Annotated in this window: 16 protein-coding genes; 7 read left to right on the top strand and 9 right to left on the bottom strand. The window is 73.8% G+C overall.

Annotation, left to right across the window (positions count from 1 at the left end):
* Window positions 1–73 precede the first annotated feature (73 nt).
* Window positions 74–1,300 (top strand): amidohydrolase, encoded by a 1,227-nt coding sequence (locus ACFYX3_RS07500; RefSeq protein ID WP_389009222.1) that lies wholly within the window; start codon window positions 74–76, stop codon window positions 1,298–1,300.
* A gap of 58 nt (window positions 1,301–1,358) precedes the next feature.
* Here ACFYX3_RS07500 and ACFYX3_RS07495 read toward each other — a convergent pair whose 3' ends face one another.
* Both ACFYX3_RS07495 and ACFYX3_RS07490 read right to left on the bottom strand, forming a co-directional pair.
* Window positions 1,359–2,825, bottom strand: a complete 1,467-nt coding sequence (locus ACFYX3_RS07495) for an APC family permease (RefSeq protein ID WP_389009219.1) — start codon at window positions 2,823–2,825, stop codon at window positions 1,359–1,361.
* Window positions 2,822–4,078 (bottom strand): amidohydrolase, encoded by a 1,257-nt coding sequence (locus tag ACFYX3_RS07490; RefSeq protein ID WP_389009216.1) that lies wholly within the window; start codon window positions 4,076–4,078, stop codon window positions 2,822–2,824. Before ACFYX3_RS07490 ends, ACFYX3_RS07495 begins: the two co-directional genes overlap by 4 nt.
* A 203-nt stretch (window positions 4,079–4,281) precedes the next feature.
* Between ACFYX3_RS07490 and ACFYX3_RS07485 the strand changes: the two genes are divergently transcribed.
* Window positions 4,282–4,977, top strand: coding sequence for a GntR family transcriptional regulator (locus ACFYX3_RS07485; protein ID WP_389009213.1), 696 nt, complete (start codon window positions 4,282–4,284; stop codon window positions 4,975–4,977).
* Between the two features lie 323 nt (window positions 4,978–5,300).
* Window positions 5,301–6,110 (top strand): NAD-dependent epimerase/dehydratase family protein, encoded by an 810-nt coding sequence (locus ACFYX3_RS07480; protein WP_389009210.1) that lies wholly within the window; start codon window positions 5,301–5,303, stop codon window positions 6,108–6,110.
* Window positions 6,111–6,389: 279 nt separating this feature from the next.
* Here the strand turns inward: ACFYX3_RS07480 and ACFYX3_RS07475 are convergent, their stop codons facing one another.
* Complete coding sequence (locus tag ACFYX3_RS07475; protein WP_389009207.1) at window positions 6,390–7,394, bottom strand: AraC family transcriptional regulator; 1,005 nt, start codon at window positions 7,392–7,394, stop codon at window positions 6,390–6,392.
* Window positions 7,395–7,509: 115 nt separating this feature from the next.
* On the opposite strand from ACFYX3_RS07475, the gene ACFYX3_RS07470 reads away from it, so the two are divergent.
* Entirely contained in the window at window positions 7,510–8,751 is a 1,242-nt protein-coding gene (locus ACFYX3_RS07470) for a TerD family protein (RefSeq protein WP_389009204.1), read from the top strand.
* Window positions 8,752–8,754: 3 nt separating this feature from the next.
* Here the strand turns inward: ACFYX3_RS07470 and ACFYX3_RS07465 are convergent, their stop codons facing one another.
* The 4 genes from ACFYX3_RS07465 to ACFYX3_RS07450 all read right to left on the bottom strand — a co-directional run bounded on the left by ACFYX3_RS07465 (window position 8,755) and on the right by ACFYX3_RS07450 (window position 13,662).
* Window positions 8,755–9,771: a 1-aminocyclopropane-1-carboxylate deaminase gene (locus tag ACFYX3_RS07465; RefSeq protein ID WP_382651375.1), complete on the bottom strand. Its 1,017-nt coding sequence runs from the start codon at window positions 9,769–9,771 to the stop codon at window positions 8,755–8,757.
* A 53-nt stretch (window positions 9,772–9,824) separates the two neighbouring features.
* Window positions 9,825–10,529: a GntR family transcriptional regulator gene (locus tag ACFYX3_RS07460; protein ID WP_376586367.1), complete on the bottom strand. Its 705-nt coding sequence runs from the start codon at window positions 10,527–10,529 to the stop codon at window positions 9,825–9,827.
* 54 nt (window positions 10,530–10,583) lie between these two features.
* Complete coding sequence (locus ACFYX3_RS07455) at window positions 10,584–12,008, bottom strand: alkaline phosphatase PhoX (RefSeq protein ID WP_389009199.1); 1,425 nt, start codon at window positions 12,006–12,008, stop codon at window positions 10,584–10,586.
* Window positions 12,009–12,207: 199 nt separating this feature from the next.
* A complete protein-coding gene (locus ACFYX3_RS07450; RefSeq protein ID WP_389009196.1) occupies window positions 12,208–13,662 on the bottom strand; it encodes a hypothetical protein in 1,455 nt (484 codons plus the stop codon).
* 210 nt (window positions 13,663–13,872) lie between these two features.
* On the opposite strand from ACFYX3_RS07450, the gene ACFYX3_RS07445 reads away from it, so the two are divergent.
* Entirely contained in the window at window positions 13,873–15,738 is a 1,866-nt protein-coding gene (locus ACFYX3_RS07445; protein WP_389009193.1) for an endonuclease/exonuclease/phosphatase family protein, read from the top strand.
* A 12-nt stretch (window positions 15,739–15,750) separates the two neighbouring features.
* On the opposite strand, the gene ACFYX3_RS07440 is transcribed toward ACFYX3_RS07445, so the two are convergent.
* Window positions 15,751–16,464: an antibiotic biosynthesis monooxygenase gene (locus tag ACFYX3_RS07440; protein WP_389009190.1), complete on the bottom strand. Its 714-nt coding sequence runs from the start codon at window positions 16,462–16,464 to the stop codon at window positions 15,751–15,753.
* 100 nt (window positions 16,465–16,564) lie between these two features.
* On the opposite strand from ACFYX3_RS07440, the gene ACFYX3_RS07435 reads away from it, so the two are divergent.
* Together ACFYX3_RS07435 and dapA are read left to right on the top strand one after the other, a co-directional pair.
* Window positions 16,565–17,008, top strand: a complete 444-nt coding sequence (locus ACFYX3_RS07435; RefSeq protein ID WP_389009187.1) for a GNAT family N-acetyltransferase — start codon at window positions 16,565–16,567, stop codon at window positions 17,006–17,008.
* A gap of 128 nt (window positions 17,009–17,136) precedes the next feature.
* Entirely contained in the window at window positions 17,137–18,009 is an 873-nt protein-coding gene (dapA, locus tag ACFYX3_RS07430; RefSeq protein WP_389009184.1) for a 4-hydroxy-tetrahydrodipicolinate synthase, read from the top strand.
* On the opposite strand, the gene dapD is transcribed toward dapA, so the two are convergent.
* Complete coding sequence (gene dapD / locus ACFYX3_RS07425; RefSeq protein WP_389009181.1) at window positions 18,010–18,993, bottom strand: 2,3,4,5-tetrahydropyridine-2,6-dicarboxylate N-succinyltransferase; 984 nt, start codon at window positions 18,991–18,993, stop codon at window positions 18,010–18,012.
* Window positions 18,994–19,008 lie beyond the last annotated feature (15 nt).

Below are 19,008 nucleotides of genomic sequence, written 5' to 3'. Positions count from 1 at the left end.
ACGGAACGGCGCGCACAGCCGTGCCCAGGCTCCCGCACCGCGACCGCACCACACAAGACCCGTGGTATACCAAATGAGGCATCAGCTGACCCCGTCCCCAAGGAGCGCCCTCGTGACCGTCACCGTCTTCCACAACGTCCGCCCCTTCGGAGACCGGCCCCGAGACCTGATCGCCGTGGACGGCGAACTGGTCGCGGAGATCCCCCCGGGCGCCGAGGTGGAACGGATCGACGGCGCCGGCCGCCTGGCCCTCCCCACCCTCGTGGACGCCCACATCCACCCCGACAAGACCTCCTGGGGCGAGCCCTGGCGCAGCCGCCGCCCCGCGCACGGCATCGCCGAGTACGTCGCCGGTGACGTGGAGCTGGCCCGCGCCCTGCCGACCCCGGTGGGCGAGCGGGCGCTGCGGCTCATGTCGCACGCCGCCGCCCAGGGCACCCGGGCGATGCGCGCCCACGCGGACGTGGCCCCGGCCTACGGGCTCTCCGGCATCGAGGGGGTCGCCGAGGCGGCCCGGAAGCTCGCCGGGATCGTGGACGTCGAGCTGGTCGCGTTCCCGCAGCACGGGGTGGTCCGGACGCCGGGGGTGGCCGAGCTCCTGGCGGAGGCGGCCGCGAGCGGGCTCGTCACGCACATCGGCGGCATCGACCCGGCGGGCTTCGACGCGGACGGCGGCCTGGAGGGCGACCAGCTGGGCACGGTCTTCGGGCTGGCCGAGAAGCACGGGCTCGGGCTCGACATCCACCTCCACGACCGGGGCGAGCAGGGCCTCGCACCGCTGCGGGACATCGCCGCCCGCACCCGGGCCCTCGGCCTGCAGGGCCGGGTGAACGTGGGGCACGCCTTCGCGGTCGCCGCTCTCTCCGGCAGGGAGCTCGACGAGACGGCGGACCTGCTCGCGGAGGCGGGGATCTCGCTCACCACGGTCGCGCTGTCCGTGACGACGATCCTGCCGTTCGCGCGGCTCGCGGAGCGCGGGGTGACGGTCGGTCTCGGCTCGGACGGGGTCCGGGACAGCTGGAGCCCGTTCGGCGACGCGGACATGCTGCACCGCGCCTGGCTCGCCGCGTGGGCCCTGGACGCACGGCTCGACGAGGAGCTGGAGGCCTGCTTCCGGGTCGCGGCCGACGGGGGCGCGGAGCTGCTCGGCCTGCCGAAGGCGGACCTCCGGCCGGGCTCGCCGGCCGACTTCATGCTGGTGGACGGCGAATGCCTGCCGCAGGCGGTGGTGGACGTGCCGCGCCGTGACCTGGTGGTCCGCGCGGGCCGGGTGGTGGCCCGGGACGGCCGCCTGGCCTGAGCAGCACGGGAAGGCGTACGGGGCGGGGGGCGGCCCCCCGCCCCGTACGCACACCCGATCAGTCCCGCTCCACGTCCACCGTCGTGAGCGAGGCGTACCGCTCGGGGTCCGTGCGCCGGATGCGCCGGGCCACGAGCAGACCGGCCACGAGGACCACCGGCAGCGGCACCAGGAGGGACGTGTTCACGGCGCCGGTGCGGCCGGTGAGCAGGTCGAAGTGGACCACGGCCAGGACGGTCAGCAGGGCGAGGCCGGCGCAGGAGACGAGCGGCGCCCAGACGACGCGGGCGGCCGAGAGGCCCATCCGGTCGCGCCGGAAGTAGGCCCAGACGGCGAGCGCGGCGAGGGCCTGCATGCCCATGATGCCGAGGACGCCCACGCTGTTGGTCCACAGGAAGACCTCGCCGTACGGGTCGGCGGCGAGGAGCGCCCCGGCGGCGACGACGGCCAGGTTGAAGCCGGTCTGGGCGACGACGGCGCCGCCGGGCGAGCCGTGCTTGCCGGAGACCGCGCCGAGGCGGCGGGGCAGCAGGCCTTCGCGGCCGAGGGCGTAGAGGTAGCGGGCTCCTGCGTTGTGGAAGGCGAGCGTGGCGGCGAAGGCGCTGACGATGATGAGGCCGTGCATGGCGTCCGCCAGCCAGGGTCCCGCGTACAGTTCGGCGGCCTTGAAGGTGAGTTCGGGTCCGTCGGCCGCGCGGGCGAGCCCGACGGCCCGGTCGGTGCCGAAGGCACCCATGATCAGCCAGCAGCCGAGGGAGTAGAAGACGGCGAGGAAGCCGATCGCGATGAAGGTGGCGCGGGGCACGGTCCTGCGGGGTTCGCGTACCTCCTCGGCGAAGATCGCGGTGGCCTCGAAGCCGGTGAAGGCACCGATGACCAGGACGAACATGCCCGCGACGCCGCCGGCGGCGAGGGTGGAGGGGGCGAAGGAGGCGGTGTCGAGGGCGGCTGTGCCGCGCTCGCCGAGGATGCCGCCGTCCATGACGACGAGCGAGAGGACCTCCAGGACCAGGGCGATGCCGAGGACCTTGGCGCTGAGCGTGACCTTCAGCCAGCCGAGCACGCCGACGGCGAGGACGCAGATTCCGGAGAGCAGCCACCAGGGCACGTCGGCGCCGCTGGCGTCGCGGACCGATCCGGCGGCGAAGTAGCCGAAGGCGGCGGCGACTCCGGGGGTGACGAGGTTGTACGAGACGACGGCGACGTAGGCGGTGCCGACGCCGAGGGTGCGGCCGAGGCCGCGGGCGACGTACGCGTAGAAGGCGCCGGCGTTGCGGACGTGCAGGCTCATCGCGGTGAACCCGGCGGCGAAGAGGGCGAGCAGGGCGCCGGAGACGAGGTAGGCGAGCGGGGCGCCGGGGCCGCCGATGCCGATGGCGAAGGGGGCGACGCCGGCGAGGACGGTGAGCGGCGCGGCGGCGGCCACGACGAAGAACACGAGGTCGAAGGTGCCGATCCGGCCGGCGGCGAGACGGCCCGCCTCGGTCGCCGCCGGAACCGTACGGGAAGCGGTGTCGGTGCTCACGCGGCCCCTCCGGAGGACGCGGCGGACGCCGAGGGGACGAGCGCCGGGTAGTCGTCGTCGGCGAAGGGGCCGACGACCTTCCCGGCGTGCAGGACGAGCAGCCGGCGGGGGTGGGCGGCGACGGCCTCGGCGACGGAGCCGGCGGCGACCGCGACGAGGTCGGCGCGGGCGCCGGAGGCGAGGCCGTAGTCTCCGAGGCCGAGCGCGGCGGCGGCCTCGCCGGTGACGAGGGAGGCGGCGACGGACAGTTCGGGGTCGGTCATGAGACCGGTCCTGAGGCCGATGATCGTGGCGCGTTCGAGCATGTCGGCGGTGCCGTAGGGCCACCAGGTGTCGCGGATGTTGTCGGAACCGGCGAAGACCCGGACGCCGTGCTCGCGCAGCCGGAGGACGGGCGGGACGGGGCCGCTCGGGCCGTTGGTCATGATCGCGACGCCGGCGGCGGCGAGGGCGGTGGCGGTGCGGTCGAGTTCGCCGTCGTCGACGTCGCCGAGGGCGTAGGCGTGGCTGACGGCGACCTTGCCGCCGAGACCGAGGGCGGCGGTGCGGGCGGCGATGTCGCGCAGCTGGGCGGTGCCGGTCTCGCCGCCGTCGTGGAGGTGCAGGTCGATGCCCTTGCCGTGGCGCTCGGCGAGGCCGAAGACGATGTCGAGCTGGCCGGCGGCGTCGCCGTCGAAGCCGACGGGGTCGAGGCCGCCGACGAGGTCGGCGCCGTCGGCGAGGGCGGCGTCGAGGAGGTCGGCGACGCCGGGCGCGGCGACGACCCCGGACTGCGGGAAGGCGACGAGCTGGATGCCGAGCCGGCCGCGGAACGCCTCGCGGACGCCGAGGAGGGCGTGCAGGTGGCCGAGGCCGGTGTCGGGGTCGACGTCGACGTGGGAGCGGACGTGTCCGGTGCCGAGGGAGACCATGCGGCGGGCGAGCGCGGCGGCCCGTTCGGCGACGGGCACCTCCTCGGTGCGGCGGGACTCGCGCTCGGACGCGATCTGCTCCTGCAGGGTGGCGGTGGCGCGGTGCGGGCGCCAGGGGGCGCCGAGGAGGGTCTTGTCGAGGTGGGCGTGGCCGTCGACGAGGGCGGGCAGCAGCAGCGCACCGCCGAGGTCGAGCGCGCCGGGCAGGGCGGGACGGCCCGGGACGTGCGGCTCGACAGCGCTCACCCGGCCGTCCTGGAGGTGGACGTCGGCGGTGCGGCCGTCGGGGAGGGTGGCCCCGAGGAGGGCGGTGGGCCTGGGCGGGGCGGAGGCCTCGCTCATGGTGTCTCCTTAGCGGAAGGTACGTACGAGTCGCAGGGGGCGCGCCGGGATCCCCCTGGTGATCGCGGCGCCGCGCCAACGTAGCTGGTATACCGAATACCAGGCAATGGTTTGCGGACCCTCACTTCGGGCCCCTCCCGAACCGGTCTGCGAAGATCGGGGAAGCACCGTCTCCGCCGCGCCTCCCGACTGGAGCCCTCCCGATGACCACCCCCCGTCCCGCCGCCCGCAGCACCGCCATCGGGGACACCCACCTGTCCCTGCGGGAGCGGGTGTACGTGGAGCTGCGCGAGCGGATCATCGAGGGCGACTACCCGGCGGGACTGCGGCTGGTCGAGCGGGAGATAGCCGACGAGCTGCGGGTCTCCCGGGTGCCGGTGCGCGAGGCGATGCAGCGCCTGGAGTCGGAGGGCTTCCTCTCGGTGCAGCCGCGCCGGGGTTCGGTGGTGGCGGAGTTCGGCCCGCGGGACGCCGAGTACCTCTTCGACGTACGGGAGAACCTGGAGGGCCTGGCCGCGCGGCTCGCCGCCCGGCACGCGAGCCCCGCGCAGCTGCGGGATCTGGAGCGGCTCCTGGCACGGGCGAGGAGGGCGGCGGAGTCCGGGCGGCTGCGCGAGGCCGTCTCGCTCAACGCCGACTTCCACCGCCACATCGTCGAGCTCTCCGGGAACCCGCTCCTGATGGACCTGATGGCCCCGCTCGACTCCCGGCTGCGCCGGCTCTTCCGGCTCACCTCGGCGCAGGCGGACGGCGAGCCGATGTGCGGGGCGCACGAGCGGCTGTACGAGGCGGTCCGCGACCGCGACGAGGACGGCGCGGAGACCCTGGCCCGCGCCCACGTCGCCGACACCCGCGCCTCGGCCCAGCGCCTCCTCGCGGCGCTGCCGGACGCTCCCTAGGGCCTGGCTTTCGGATCAGGCCGGATCAAGGAGCGGGGCCTGGTGCGCGCGATCGCAAGGCGGAGGAGGGAGTCGACGCGGCGGGGGCACCTCCCGTGCCCGAAGGGCTACGGGGGAGTTGCCGACCGACGACGACGCGGCGAGCGCGCGCACCAGGCCCCGCGAGCCCGGCATGACCCGAAAGACAGGCCCTAGGCCGGTCCGGTCAAGGCGATTGCGCACCTCCGTCAAGGTTCTTGACGCTCCGTCGGGCGCCTTCCTAGCGTGCCCACGGCGGTGAACACCGCCCCCGCGCACGCCGTTCGACAGAGGAGACCCGCCCCATGACCGCACCCCGCACCGTCCTGCTCACCGGCGCCGCCGGGGCCGTCGGCACGATGATGCGGGAGCTGCTGCCCCCGTACGGCCACGAGCTCCGCCTCCTGGACGTCAACCCCGTGCCGGGCGCCCCCGAGGCGGTCCGCGCCGACCTCGCGGACCGGGCGGCACTGCGCGAGGCGGCCCGGGGCGTCGACGCGATCGTGCACCTGGCGGGCATCTCCCTGGAGGCCGACTTCGAGCAGATCCTGGCCGTCAACATCGCCGGCACCCACCACCTCTACGAGGCCGCCCGCGAGGAGGGCGTCCGGCGCGTGGTCTTCGCCTCCAGCAACCACGCGGTCGGCTTCACCCGGCGCCCGCGCGAGGGCGAGCCGCCGGTCCCGGTCGGCACCCCGCACCGGCCCGACACCTTCTACGGCCTCTCCAAGTGCTTCGGCGAGGACCTCGCCCAGCTCTACTGGGACCGGCACGGGATCGAGACCGTCTCCCTGCGCATCGGCTCCTGCACCCCGGAGCCCACCTCGGCACGGATGCTCTCGACGTGGCTCAGCCCCGCCGACTGCGCCCGTCTCGTGCACGCCTCGCTCACCGCGGAGGACGTGGCCCACACGGTCGTGTACGGCTCGTCCGCCAACACGCGCGCGTGGTGGGACCTCTCCGCGGCCCGGGCGCTCGGGTACGCGCCGGAGGACGACGCGGAGGTGTACGCAGAGAAGATCGTCGCCGAGCAGGGCCCCCTGGCCGAGGGCAGCCCCGACGACCTGTACGTGGGCGGCCAGTTCTGCGCGGACGCCCCGCGCTGGCCGCACTGAGCGCGGAGCACGGGGGTACGCAGGACCCGGCCGGACTGATACGGGGGAGCCGGCCGGGGCCCGGGTCACGGGCGCGGGGCTGCGCGCCGGACCTGATCACCGTAGGCCCGCCCGAAGATCATCGCGAGCCGCGGAACGCGGCACCTGTCCGGAATGCGCGACGGGTCGATGCACGCTCGGAAGCGCACCCTGCGCCCCTCCCGGTGGTGGGCTCGCGCTCCGTTCCCGATCGGGCGCCCGCTTTCTGTTGTCGGTCAGGTGCCCCGCCCCCGACCCCGCTTACGCGCTCGCCCGCAGCGTCCGGGACGGCGGCTCGCCGAACCGCTCCCGGTAGCGGGCCGCGAACCGGCCCTGGTGGGAGAAGCCCCAGCGCCAGGCCACCTCGCTCACGCTCACCTCGTCCGGCGCGGCCGCCCGCAGCTCCTCGCGGACCCGGTCGAGCCGGACCTCCCGCACGTACGCCATCGGCGACATCCCCACGTACTCGCGGAAGGACTCCTGGAGGCGGCGCACGCTCACCCGGGCCAGGGCCGCGAGTTCGGTGGTCGTGAACGGGTGCTCGGGGCGCTCCCGCACCGCGTCCATGGCGCGCTTCACGGGGGCCGGGCGCCGCGGCTCCCCCGGGTGGGCGAGCGCCTCGCGCCAGGGGTGCTCGGCGGCCAGGAGCAGCCCGTTGAGCAGGGCCTCCTGGAGGGGCCTCGCGACCAGCTCGTGCGTGGCGAGCCCCTCCCCGGCGAGCGCCTCGGCGGCGACCTGACGGGCGAAGCGCACCCAGCTCAGACCGGGGCCGCGCGTGATGTCCAGACGGGGCGCGAAGACGAGCGGGCCGCGCGGGGGACGGCCCATCAGCTGTTCGAGGCGGTCGCGCAGTTCGGCCGCGCCGACCTTCACGGACAGGGTCCGGCAGTCCCCGCTCCAGCGGTCGAGGAAGGTGTCGCCGGCCGGGTCGAGGAGCAGCGCCTCTGCGGGCGTGGCGACGATCCGGGAGCTGCCGCCCTGGCGCATTTCCATCGTTCCGCTCATGGGCGCGTTGAGGTGGTACGCGCCGAGCTCGCCGAAGCTCATCCGCACGTCGGCGCCGCAGCTGAGGTCGCCGATGACCAGCGGCCCGAGCGACACGGTGTCGAAGCGGGCCGCGAAGGGGCGCCGCTCCCCGTCGACGACGGCCATGCGGTTCGCGTAGTACCGCGCGTCGAGCTCCTCGCGGGCCTCGTCCACGTCCTCCGTCCGGAACGAGCTTCCGCCCGATGTCCCCGCGCCGCCCGCGGCCCCCGCTTCTCCCATGGGTCGAAAGAATATTCTTATGGCGGATCTGACCGGGAATGGCCCCCGTCACCGGGGTGGCCGAACCGGTCGTCGGTAAGGGAACGGCAAAGGGGGCCGGATCGTTACCCCTGGCATGACCGCTATGACCCCCGGCTCGAACATCCCTCTCACCGCCGCGCGCGTGGCGGTGGACGTGGCCGCCCCCGTGCGGCTCGACGTCTCGGGCCTGCTGCTCGGCGCCAACGGCAAGGTGCGCTCGGACGACGACTTCATCTTCTACAACCAGCCCGCCGGGCCCGGTGTCACCTACCGCTCCGGCGGCGGGGCCGCGCCCGACGCGATCCTGGTGGACACCGGCGCCCTCCCCGCCGGCATCGAGCGGATCGTCGTCACGGCGAGCCCGGACGCCGCCGGCCAGACCTTCCAGGGCATCGAGCCGACGGCCACGATCCGGAACGCGGACGACGGATCCGTGATCGCCACGTTCACGCCGCCGCAGCTGGCCACGGAGACGGCGCTCGTGGTCGTCGAGATCTACCTGCGGAACGGCGCGTGGAAGGCCCGTGCGGTCGGCCAGGGGTACGCGAACGGGCTCGCCGGCATCGCGACCGACTTCGGCGTCTCGGTGGACGACGAGCCCGCCGCCGCCCCCGCACCCGTCGCCCCGCCCGTCGCCGCGGCCCCCGTCGCCCCGCCGGTGCCGCCCGCGCCGCCCGCCGCCCCGGCGGACCCGCGCGTCGCGGCCCCCGTGCCCCCGGCCCCGGCCGCTCCCCCGGCCGCCGCCCCCGTCTCCACCGGCAAGATCAACCTCGACAAGGGCCGGGTCAGCCTCCAGAAGAACCAGACGGTGTCCCTGGTCAAGGGCGGCCGCCCGCTGCTCTCCCAGGTCAAGATGGGCCTCGGCTGGGAGCCCGCCTACCGGGGCAAGGACATCGACCTGGACGCCTCCGTCATCGCGTACGGCCCGCAGCGCAACCACCTGGACAGCTGCTACTTCGGCAAGCTGTCCATCCTGAACGGCTCGATCAAGCACTCCGGCGACAACCTCACCGGCGAGGGCGCGGGCGACGACGAGGTGATCACGGTCGACCTCGGCCGCCTCCCGGCCGACGCCACCGGCCTGGTCTTCACGGTCAACTCCTTCTCCGGCCAGAAGTTCACCGAGGTCGCCAAGGCCTACTGCCGGCTGCTCGACGCGACGACGGGCGAGGAGCTGGTCCGCTTCGACCTGACCACGGCCGAGCCGCAGACCGGCGTGATGATGGCCAAGCTGATCAAGCAGTTCTCCGGCGAGTGGGAGATGACGGCGATGGGCGAGTTCGTGAAGTCGCGGACCGTCCGGGGCATGGTCAAGCCGGCGGCCCAGGCGCTGTAGACCTCAGAACAGGGCGCTGTAGGCGTTGAGGGCGGGCTGGCCTCCGAGGTGGGCGTAGAGCACGGTCGAGTCCCGGCCGATCTCTCCCCGGTCCACCAGGTCGACCAGACCCGCCATCGACTTCCCCTCGTAGACGGGGTCGGTGACCATGCCCTCGGTGCGGGCGGCGAGCCGCATCGCGTCGAGGGTGGTCTCGTCCGGGATGCCGTACACCCCGGCGTGGTAGCGCTCGTCGAGCTCGACGTCGGCCGCCGTCACCTCGCGCTCGACGCCGATGAGGGCGGCGGTGTCCCGGGCGATCCGGGTGATCTGCTCGTGCGTCGGGACGGGCTTCGCCGAGGCGTCGATGCCGATGATCCGCCGGGCCGGGCCGCCCTCCTCGGCGAGCGCGGCGAAGCCCGCGACCATGCCGGCCTGGGTGGAGCCGGTCACCGAGCAGACGACGACCGTGTCGAAGAAGACGCCGAGCTCCCGCTCCTGTTCGGCGACCTCGTAGGCCCAGTTGGCGAAGCCGAGACCGCCGAGCCGGTGGTCGGAGGCGCCCGCGGGGATCGCGTACGGCTTCCCGCCGCCCTCCTCGACCTCGCGCAGGGCCTGCTCCCAGCTCTCCTTGAAGCCGATGCCGAACCCGGCCTTCACCAGGCGCACGTCGGCGCCCGCGAGGCGGCTGACGAGGATGTTGCCGACCTTGTCGTAGACGGAGTCGGGCCAGTCGACCCAGCTCTCCTGGACGAGGACGCACTTGAGTCCGGCGCGGGCGGCGACGGCGGCGACCTGGCGGGTGTGGTTGGACTGGACGCCGCCGATGGAGACGAGGGTGTCGCAACCCTGGGCGAGCGCGTCGGCGACCAGGTACTCCAGCTTGCGGGTCTTGTTCCCGCCGTAGGCGACGCCGGAGTTGCAGTCCTCGCGCTTGGCCCACAGGGCGGCGCCGCCGAGGTGGTGGGTCAGCCGTTCGAGCGGATGGACCGGGGAGGGCCCGAAGAGGAGCGGATAGCGGTCGAAGTCGTTGATCGGCAAAGCGGCTCCCGGTGGGTGCGGCGGCGGTCGACTGTCCTGGACGCGCTGGGGCCCTAGGGGGTGGCCCCCGGGGCCGGCGTCGCGCAGATGCCCGTGACCTCGGCCACCTCGATGGCGTCGTCCGCGAGCTGTTCGAGCGCGGCCCAGATCTCCGTGGTGACCCGCACCGCCTCCTCCGCGTCCCCCGCCGCGCACGCCTCGATGAGCCGGGCGTGCAGTTCGGCCGATCCGCAGCTCCCGGCGTCGCCGAAGAGCCGCCGCTCGACGCGGCGGATCAGGGGGGTGTAGCGCGCGATCGTCGCGGCGGCGGCGTGGTTGCCGCTGGCGACGACGAGGACCTGGTGGAGCTCGTCGTCGGCGTCGAGCGCGGCCTCCACGTCGGAGGCCCGGACGGCCGCCGCGAAGCGCTCGTTGGCCTCGCGCATGGTGCGGATGCCCTCGGGGCCGAGCAGCGGCACCCCGGTCCTGGCGGCGAGCTCGTGCATCACCCGCACCACCGAGGCGGCGTCCCGGACGACCCGGCTGACCGGCCGGGTGACCCGGGTGTAGCTCTGCGGCTTGGACTCGACGAGCCCCTCGGCGCCGAGCCGGGCCAGGGCCTCGCGCACGGGTGCGCGCGAGAGCCCGAGCCGTTCGGCGAGATCGGCGTCCTTCAGCGGGGCGCCGGGGGCGAGGTCGCCGCGCACGATGGCCTCGCGCAGCGCCTCGTAGGCCCGGTCACGCAACAGGGTCCGGCCCACGGGCCGCAGTGCGTCCATGGACTGACATGTTAGATGTCGGTCCATGGACCTGACCAGGGATCAGTTCAAGCCTCAACGACGGGGCTGGCGGCGCCAGGGACCGGTGATCGCGACCATGATGCCCGGGGTCTGGATGTTGGCGAACAGCGTGTCGCCGTCGGGCGAGAACGTCACGCCGGTGAACTCGCTGTCGTTGAGGTCGTTGCGGGCGATGGGGTAGGTGCGGCCGGAGTCGGTCGCGCCGAAGAGGTGCTGGACGCCCTCGCCGTCCTCGGCGATGACGAGACCGCCGTACGGGGAGACGGTGATGTTGTCGGGGCCGTCGAAGGCGCCGTCCTCGTCCGGGGTGGCGTTCACGCCGAGGAGCACCTTGAGGGTGAGGGTGCGGCGCTTCGGGTCGTAGAACCAGATCTGGCCGTCGTGCGCGGCGCCGGGGCTCTCCTCGCGCGCGTAGGAGGAGACGATGTACGTGCCGCCGTCGCCCCACCACATGCCCTCCAGCTTGCGGGCACGGGTGACCTGGCCGTCCGTGAACTGCTTGCGGACGGAGGTGGTGCGGGCGTCGCGGTCGGGGACGTCGATCCAGTCGACGCCGTAGACGGTGCCGATCCGGGTGGCGCGGGACAGGTCGTCCACGAAGCGGCCCGAGGAGTCGATGCACTTGAAGGCCTGGAGCTCACCGGCGTCGTCGGCGAGGGCGCGGAGCCGGCCGCGGCCGTGCTCGAAGTCCTGCGGCGGCACCCAGCGGTAGAGCAGCCCGTTGGGGCCGGAGGCGTCCTCGGTGAGGTAGGCGTGGCCGCGCTTGGGGTCGACGACGACGGCCTCGTGGGCGTACCGGCCGAAGGCCTTGACCGGCTTCGGGGCGAGGTTGGCACGGCGGTCGTGCGGGTCGACCTCGAAGATGTAGCCGTGGTCCTTGGTCATGCCGTTCTTGCCGGCCAGGTCCTCGGTCTCCTCGCCGGTCAGCCAGGTGCCCCAGGCGGTGCGGCCGCCCGCGCAGTTGGTGGAGGTGCCGGCGAGGCCGACCCACTCGGCGACGGTGCCGTCGCGGTGCACCTCGACGACGGTGCAGCCGCCGGCCGCGGCCGGGTCGTAGACGAGGCCCTCGGCGAGCGGGACGGGGTGGGGCCACGAGGCGCGGGGACCCTTGAGCTCGTGGTTGTTGACCAGGTACGTGGTGCCGCGCGGCCCGTCGAAGGCGGCGGTGCCGTCGTGGTTGGAGGGGGTGAACTCGCCGGACTCGAGGCGGGTCTCACCGCTGTGGGTGATGACCCGGTACGAGAAGCCCTCGGGCAGCGCGAGCATCCCGTCGGGGTCGGCGACCAGCGGGCCGTACCCGAGCGCGGGCTCGTGACGGTGGCCCGCCCCGTACGCCTCCGGCTCGTCGGAGGCGAGCGCCTCGGGCGCGGTGGCGAGCGCCCCGACGACACCGGTGAGGGCGAGCCCCGCACCGGCGGCGGCGGACTGCTTGGCGAACTCTCTGCGGTTCAACGGCATGGTGGTGGCGTCTCCCTGTGGTGGCCTGATCTCGCGGGCCACCCTCCCGCGCGCCCGCGAACTCCGCCTGAACACCACGGGAACACCACCGGGCGCGGTGCCGCGCGGAACGCGCCCTCCGCCTCGGGCCCGTACGGACACCCCTTCCCGAAGCGGGCCTCCCGGGGGCCCGTGGGCCCCCGGTGGCAGCGCCCCGGCCTCAGGACCCCGAGCGCGACCTCGCCTTGAAGGCCGCCTTGCGGGCGTCCTTCGCCGCCGTCTTGTCGCGGTGGAGGCGGCCCATCGCCTCCAGGACCTCCGCCGTCGCCGGGTGCTCCACGCGCCAGGCCGCCTCGAAGAAGCCGCTGTGGCGGCCGGTGAGGCCCTCGATGAGCTCCTGGAGCTCCTCCAGGTCCCCGTCCGAGTCGAGCTGGGCCGCGATCGTGTCGATGGCCAGCCAGAAGATCATCGACTCCGGCGGCGCGGGCACGTCCGCCGCGCCGCGCTCCGCGAGCCAGACCCGGGCGAGGCCGCCGAGCTCCGCGTCGTCCAGGACCTCCCGGACGGCCGGCTCGGCCTCGGCGCCCACGAGGGAGAGCGTCTGCTGGCAGTGGAGGCGGCGGAGCGGGGAGCCGGCGTCGGCGCCCCGGGCGGCGTGCAGCAGCTCGCGGGCCGCGTCGAGCGCGTCGCGCCCGGCCAGCCACGCGGCGGTCTCCTCGCGGGCCGCGGACTCCGGGTAGCCGGCGATCCCGGTGAGGAGCGCGTCGGCGCCCTTCTCCGTCAGGTCGCCGACGGCGGGCGCGTCGACACCGGCCTCCAGCATCCGGGCGCGGACGCCGTAGAGCCCGAGCGGGGTGAGCCGGACCATGCCGTAGCGGGTGACGTCCTCGTCGTCGACGGGCGGCGCGGGCTCCTCGCCCTCCTCGGCCATGAGGGCCTCGTCGACGGGCTGGTACTCGACGAGCCCGATCGGTTCGAGCAGCCGGAACTGCTCGTCGAGCCGCATCATCGCGTCCGAGACCTGCTCCAGGACGTCGTCGGTGGGCTCGCCCATGTCGTCGGGGACGACCATCGACGCGGCGAGCGCGGGCAGCGGTACGGGGCCTTCGCCGGCGCCGCCCTCGCTGACGGTCAGCAGGTAGAGGTTGCCGAGGACGCCCTCCAGGAAGTCGGCCTCCGCCTCGGGGTCCCAGTCGAGCGCGTCGAAGTCGATCTCGCCGTCCTCGCCGACGAGCGCGTCCAGGTCGTCGAGGACGGGGGCGACGGCGTCGGCGAAGACGGCGTCGAAGCCGTCCAGCCAGAGGCCGAGGACGTCCTGGGGCGAACCGCCCGTGACCAGCGCGAGGTTCTCGCCGGGCCCGGCCTTGCCGGGGAGGTCGGCGTCCTCGCCCTCCTCGCCGTCCTCGACGGCGACGAGCCCGGTGTCGACGGCGAGCCGCCAGGCGTCGCCGGCCCAGGTCTCGCCGTCCTCGTCGTCGCCGAGGCCCAGGACCTCGGCGGCCTCGGGGAGTTGCTCGTCGACGAGCTCGCCGCCCGCGTCGACCCGGGTGTCGGGGCCGGCCCAGCGGGCGAGCCGTACGGCCTGGGCGAGGAGGGGGGCGGCCAGGGCGTCCCGCGCCAGCTCCGCGTCCGCACGCAGCCGAACGGGGGGAAGAGTGGGGTGCTCCGCTGACATGTGGGGGGTCTCCTCGACGCGTGCGTGGGTGGAGTCGAAAGGGGCTCGACAAGCTCCTCAGGGTAGACGCATCCGGGACCTCGTCCGTCGGTTCACGGAGCCGTCAGCCTTCGTACACCCCGTCGACTCTTGACAAGTGCCTCCCTCTCACAAGAGATTGACGCGCGTAGATTCATCTGCCGATCCTCCAAGCACCTTCGGAGCCTCTTGATGTCTTCGTCCATACCGAGATTCGCCGCGGTCTCCGCCGTCGTCGCCTCCGCCCTCGCCGCCGGCCTGCTCGCGGGTCCGTCGAGCGCGGCCGCGGAGAGCACCGTCGCGGAGGCCGCCGCCGCGGACGGCTCCGCCGGCGTCCGTATCCACGACATCCAGGGCACGACGCGCGTCTCCCCCCTCGTCGGCAAGCAGGTCACCGGCGTCACGGGCGTCGTCACCGGCGTCCGCACCTACGGCTCCCGTGGATTCTGGATCCAGGATCCGGAAGCCGACGCGGACCCGGCCACCAGCGAGGGCGTCTTCGTCTTCACGAGCTCCGCCCCGACCGTCGCCGTCGGCGACGCGGTCCGCCTCAACGGCACGGTCACCGAGTACGTCCCCGGCGGCCTGACCTCGGGCAACCAGTCGATGACCCAGATCTCGAAGCCGGTCGTCACGGTCCTCTCGAAGGGCAACCCGGTCCCGGCCCCGGTGACGATCTCGGACGAGTCGGTCCCCGAGGAGTACGCCCCCGAGGGCGACCCCGCCGCGGGCGGCTCGATCAACGGCCTGACCCTGGACCCCGAGACGTACGCCCTGGACTACTACGAGTCCCTGGAGGGCATGAACGTCGAGATCGGCTCCTCGCGCGTGGTCGGCGCCACCGACCCGTACTCCGAGCTCTGGGTGACGGTGAAGCCCTGGGAGAACGACAACGAGCGCGGCGGCACGGTCTACGGCTCGTACGAGTCCCAGAACACCGGCCGGCTCCAGATCCAGCAGCTCGCCCCGGTCTCCCAGCAGCCCTTCCCCAAGGCGAACGTCGGCGACTGGCTGGGCGGCACCACCGAGGGCCCCCTCGACTTCAACCAGTACGGCGGCTACACGCTGGTGGCCCGCACGCTGGGCGAGCGCGTGGACGGCGGCCTGGAGCGCGAGGTGACGGACCGCCAGCACAAGAACGAGCTCGCGGTCGCCACGTACAACGTCGAGAACCTCGACCCGACCGACCCGCAGGAGAAGTTCGACGCGCTCGCGAAGGCGGTCGTCGAGAACCTCTCCTCGCCCGACGTCGTCGCCCTGGAGGAGATCCAGGACAACAACGGCGCCAAGAACGACGGCACCGTCGCCGCCGACCGGACGGTGAAGAAGTTCACCGACGCGATCGTGGCGGCCGGCGGCCCGGCGTACGAGTGGCGCTCGATCGACCCGCAGGACGGCAAGGACGGCGGCGAGCCCGGCGGCAACATCCGTCAGGTCTTCCTCTTCAACCCCGCGCGGGTCTCCTTCGTGGACCGTGCGGGCGGCGACGCCACCACTCCGGTCGCGGTCACCGGCGAGAAGGGCGACGCCCACCTCACCGTCTCCCCCGGCCGCATCGACCCGGCGAACACCGCCTGGGAGAGCAGCCGCAAGCCGCTCGCCGGCGAGTTCCGCTTCCGCGGCCGCACGGTGATCGTGGTCGCGAACCACCTCAGCTCGAAGGGCGGGGACGAGTCGATCGTCTCCCACCACCAGCCGCCGAACCGTTCCTCCGACGCCAAGCGACTGCTCCAGGCGCAGGCCGTCAACGCCTTCGTCAAGGACATCGAGGCCGTCGACAAGCAGGCTGACGTTCTCGTGGTCGGCGACATGAACGACTTCGAGTTCTCCGGCACCACGCAGGCGATGACGGACGGCGGCGCGCTCCACCCGGCGATGCTGTCGCTGCCGGAGAGCGAGCGCTACTCGTACGTCTACCAGGGCAACAGCCAGGTCCTCGACCAGATCCTGACCAGCCCGGGCGTGCACCACTTCGAGTACGACAGCGTGCACATCAACGCCGAGTTCGCCGACCAGGACAGCGACCACGACCCGCAGGTCCTGCGCTTCCGCCCCTGACGAACCGCCCCGTCACACGCCCGCGCTCAGACTGAGCGCGGGCGTGTACCGCATCACCCGGCCGCCCACGAGCTCCGGGTGGTCATGCACCCGCTTCCAGGCCTCGCTCTGCCCGGCGTCGTCCGCGAGCCACTCCTCATGGGCCTGCTCGCTCTCCCACTCGGCGTAGTTCAGGACCCGGACGCCGTCGGTGGACAGATGGAAGTGGGCGCCGAACCCGCCGGTCGCACGCCCCGTCGCCGCGTCCTCGTCCAGGGCGGCGAACACGCTGTCCACCCAGGCCTCCCGGCACCCCGCGACGGACCCGTCGAAGTCGGCCTCGACGACCACGACGACCCCGGGCAGTTCCCCCGTACCCGTCCCGCCGCGGACGGCGGACCGGTGGATCGGCGCGTACCGGCGGAGCTCCACCCGCTCGATGCCGGGCACGGCGGCGTCGATCTCGGCGTTCCGGTCGTCGCGGTGGGTGCGGACGAAGTCCTCGTAGGCCTGCTCCTCGGTCCACTGCGAGTAGTGCAGCAGCGTGTCCCCGTCGGTCCCGACGGCGACGCTGTACGAGAGCAGGCCGAGGTCCGGCCAGGCGCGGCTCTCCCAGGCCTTCCGGACGGCCTCGACGGCGGCGCGCTGACGCTCGGGGGTGCCGACCCTCCAGGTGCTGATGAGGACGGCGCCGATTCCGGGCCGGTGGAGGTCGGGACGGGCATCGGGGCGTGCGACGGCGTTCATGGAAGGTCTCCTCCTGCTGCCTGCTCGGTTCGGATGGCCCGACCCTCCTCCCTCAACCATGCTTGAGGTCAAGGGTGTTCGCCGTGGGAGACTGTGCGGCATGATCCTTCGCCCCGCCACCCGCGCCGAACTGCCCGCCGTCCTCGCCCTGCTCGCCGACGAGGACCGGGTCGTGGACCCCGCGTCGATGGCCGTCACCGAGGCGTACGAGCGGGCCTTCGCGGACATCGAGGCCGACCCCCGCAACGAGATGCTCGTCCTGGTGGACGACGACCTCGTCCTGGGCTGCCTGCAGGCCACGTACATCCCCGGCCTCGGCAAGGGCGGCGCCGAGCGGGCCCTGATCGAGGCGGTCCGGATCAGGGCCGACCGGCGCGGCGGCGGGCTCGGCCGGGAGCTGATGGTGCGGGCCGTCGCGCGGGCGAAGGAGCGCGGCTGCGCGCTCGTCCAGCTGACCAGCAACAAGCAGCGGACGGACGCCCACCGCTTCTACGCCCGGCTGGGCTTCGCGCGCAGCCACGACGGCTTCAAACTGGCCCTCTAAGGCCTGATCCGAAAGACAGGCCCTAGCCGAGCAGGTCGTGCCGGACGGCCATCATTCACGGAAGCTGAATTCTCGAAGCAAGAAGATCTAAGTAGACCTTCACGGTCATGGGCGCACAGACTTCTCGAATGAACACTGAACGCCCCTTCGGGCGCGCCCTGTGCGCGATGGTCACCCCGTTCACCGCCGACGGCGCCCTGGACCTGGACGCGGCGGGGGACCTCGCCGCCCGGCTCGTCGCGGAGGGCTGCGACGGCCTGGTCCTCAACGGCACGACGGGCGAGTCCCCGACCACCACCGACGCCGAGAAGTCCGCGCTGGTCCGCGCCGTCCGCGCGGCCGTCGGCCCCGGTCCCTCGGTCCTGGCGGGGGTGGGCACCGCCGACACCCGGCACACCGCGGAGCTGGCGCGGCAGGCCGAGGGGGCGGGGGCGGACGGGCTGCTCGTCGTCACCCCGTACTACAGCCGTCCCCCGCAGGAGGCCGTCGAGACGCACTTCCTGAAGGTCGCGGACGCGACCGGGCTGCCGGTGATGGTCTACGACATCCCGGGCCGCACCGGCACGCGGGTCGAGCCCGCGACGATGCGGCGGCTCGCCCGGCACCCGCGGATCGTGGCGGTCAAGGACTGCTCGTACGACCTGCTCGGCTCGGCCCGGCTGATCGCGGAGACGGGGCTCGCGTACTACTCGGGCAGCGAGGAGCTGAACCTGCCGCTGTACGCGGTGGGCGGCGCCGGATACGTCAGTACGGTGGCGAACGTGGCGCCGCGTCAGATGCGCGCGGTCCTGGACGCCTTCGACGCGGGCGACACCGCGGGCGCGGCCCGCCTCAACGCCGCGACCCTGCCGCTGGTCGAGCTGATGATGGCCTCGGGCCTGCCGGGCACGGTGACCGCGAAGGCGCTCCTCGGCGGACCGGTGCGCGAACCGCTGCAGCCCGCCGGCCGGGAGACGGCCGACGGGCTGCGCGCGGCGCACGGGGCGCTGGTGGACGCCTGATCAGTTGTGGCTGTGCAGGATGTCGTTCAGCCCGCCCCAGACCGCGTTGTTCGGGCGGGCCTCGACGGCGCCGGTGACCGAGTTGCGGCGGAAGAGGATGTTCGAGGCGCCGGAGAGCTCGCGGGCCTTGACGACCTGGCCGTCGGGCATGGTGACCCGGGTGCCGGCGGTGACGTACAGACCGGCCTCGACGACGACCTCGTCGCCCAGCGCGATGCCGACGCCCGCCTCGGCGCCGATGAGGCAGCGCTCACCGATCGAGATGACGACGTTGCCGCCGCCGGAGAGGGTGCCCATGGTGGAGGCGCCGCCGCCGATGTCGGAGCCGTTGCCGACGACGACGCCGGCGGAGATGCGGCCCTCGACCATGGAGGTGCCGAGGGTGCCGGCGTTGAAGTTGACGAAGCCCTCGTGCATGACGGTGGTGCCGGCGGCGAGGTGGGCGCCGAGGCGGACGCGGTCGGCGTCGGCGATCCGGACGCCGGCGGGCACGACGTAGTCGGTCATGCGCGGGAACTTGTCGATCGAGGTGACCTGGAGGTGCAGGCCCTCGGCGCGGGCGTTGAGCCGGACCTTCTCGATGTCGTCGACGGCGACCGGGCCGAGCGAGGTCCAGGCGACGTTGGCGAGCAGGCCGAAGACGCCGTCCAGGCTCTGGCCGTGCGGCTTGACCAGCCGGTGGCTCAGCAGGTGGAGGCGCAGGTAGGCGTCGTGGGCGTCGAGCGGCTTCTCGTCGAGCGAGGCGATGACGGTGCGGACGGCGACCACCTCGACGCCGCGGCGGGCGTCGACGCCGAGGGCCTTGGCGGCGCCTTCGCCGAGGGCGTTGACGGCCTCGTCGGGGCTGAGGCGCTCGGTGCCGGCGGCGCCGGGGGCGTCGGTCAGCTCGGGGGCGGGGAACCAGGTGTCGAGGACGGTGCCGTCGCCGGCGATGGTGGCGAGGCCGGCGGCGACGGCGCCGGTGGTGCGAGGAGCAGTGGTCATGACGGAAAACCTAAC

The organism is Streptomyces sp. NPDC002463 (assembly GCF_042889835.1).
In the GTDB taxonomy this organism is placed as follows: Bacteria; Actinomycetota; Actinomycetes; order Streptomycetales; family Streptomycetaceae; genus Streptomyces; species Streptomyces nymphaeiformis.
This window is presented reverse-complemented; position numbering and strand designations above follow the sequence as displayed.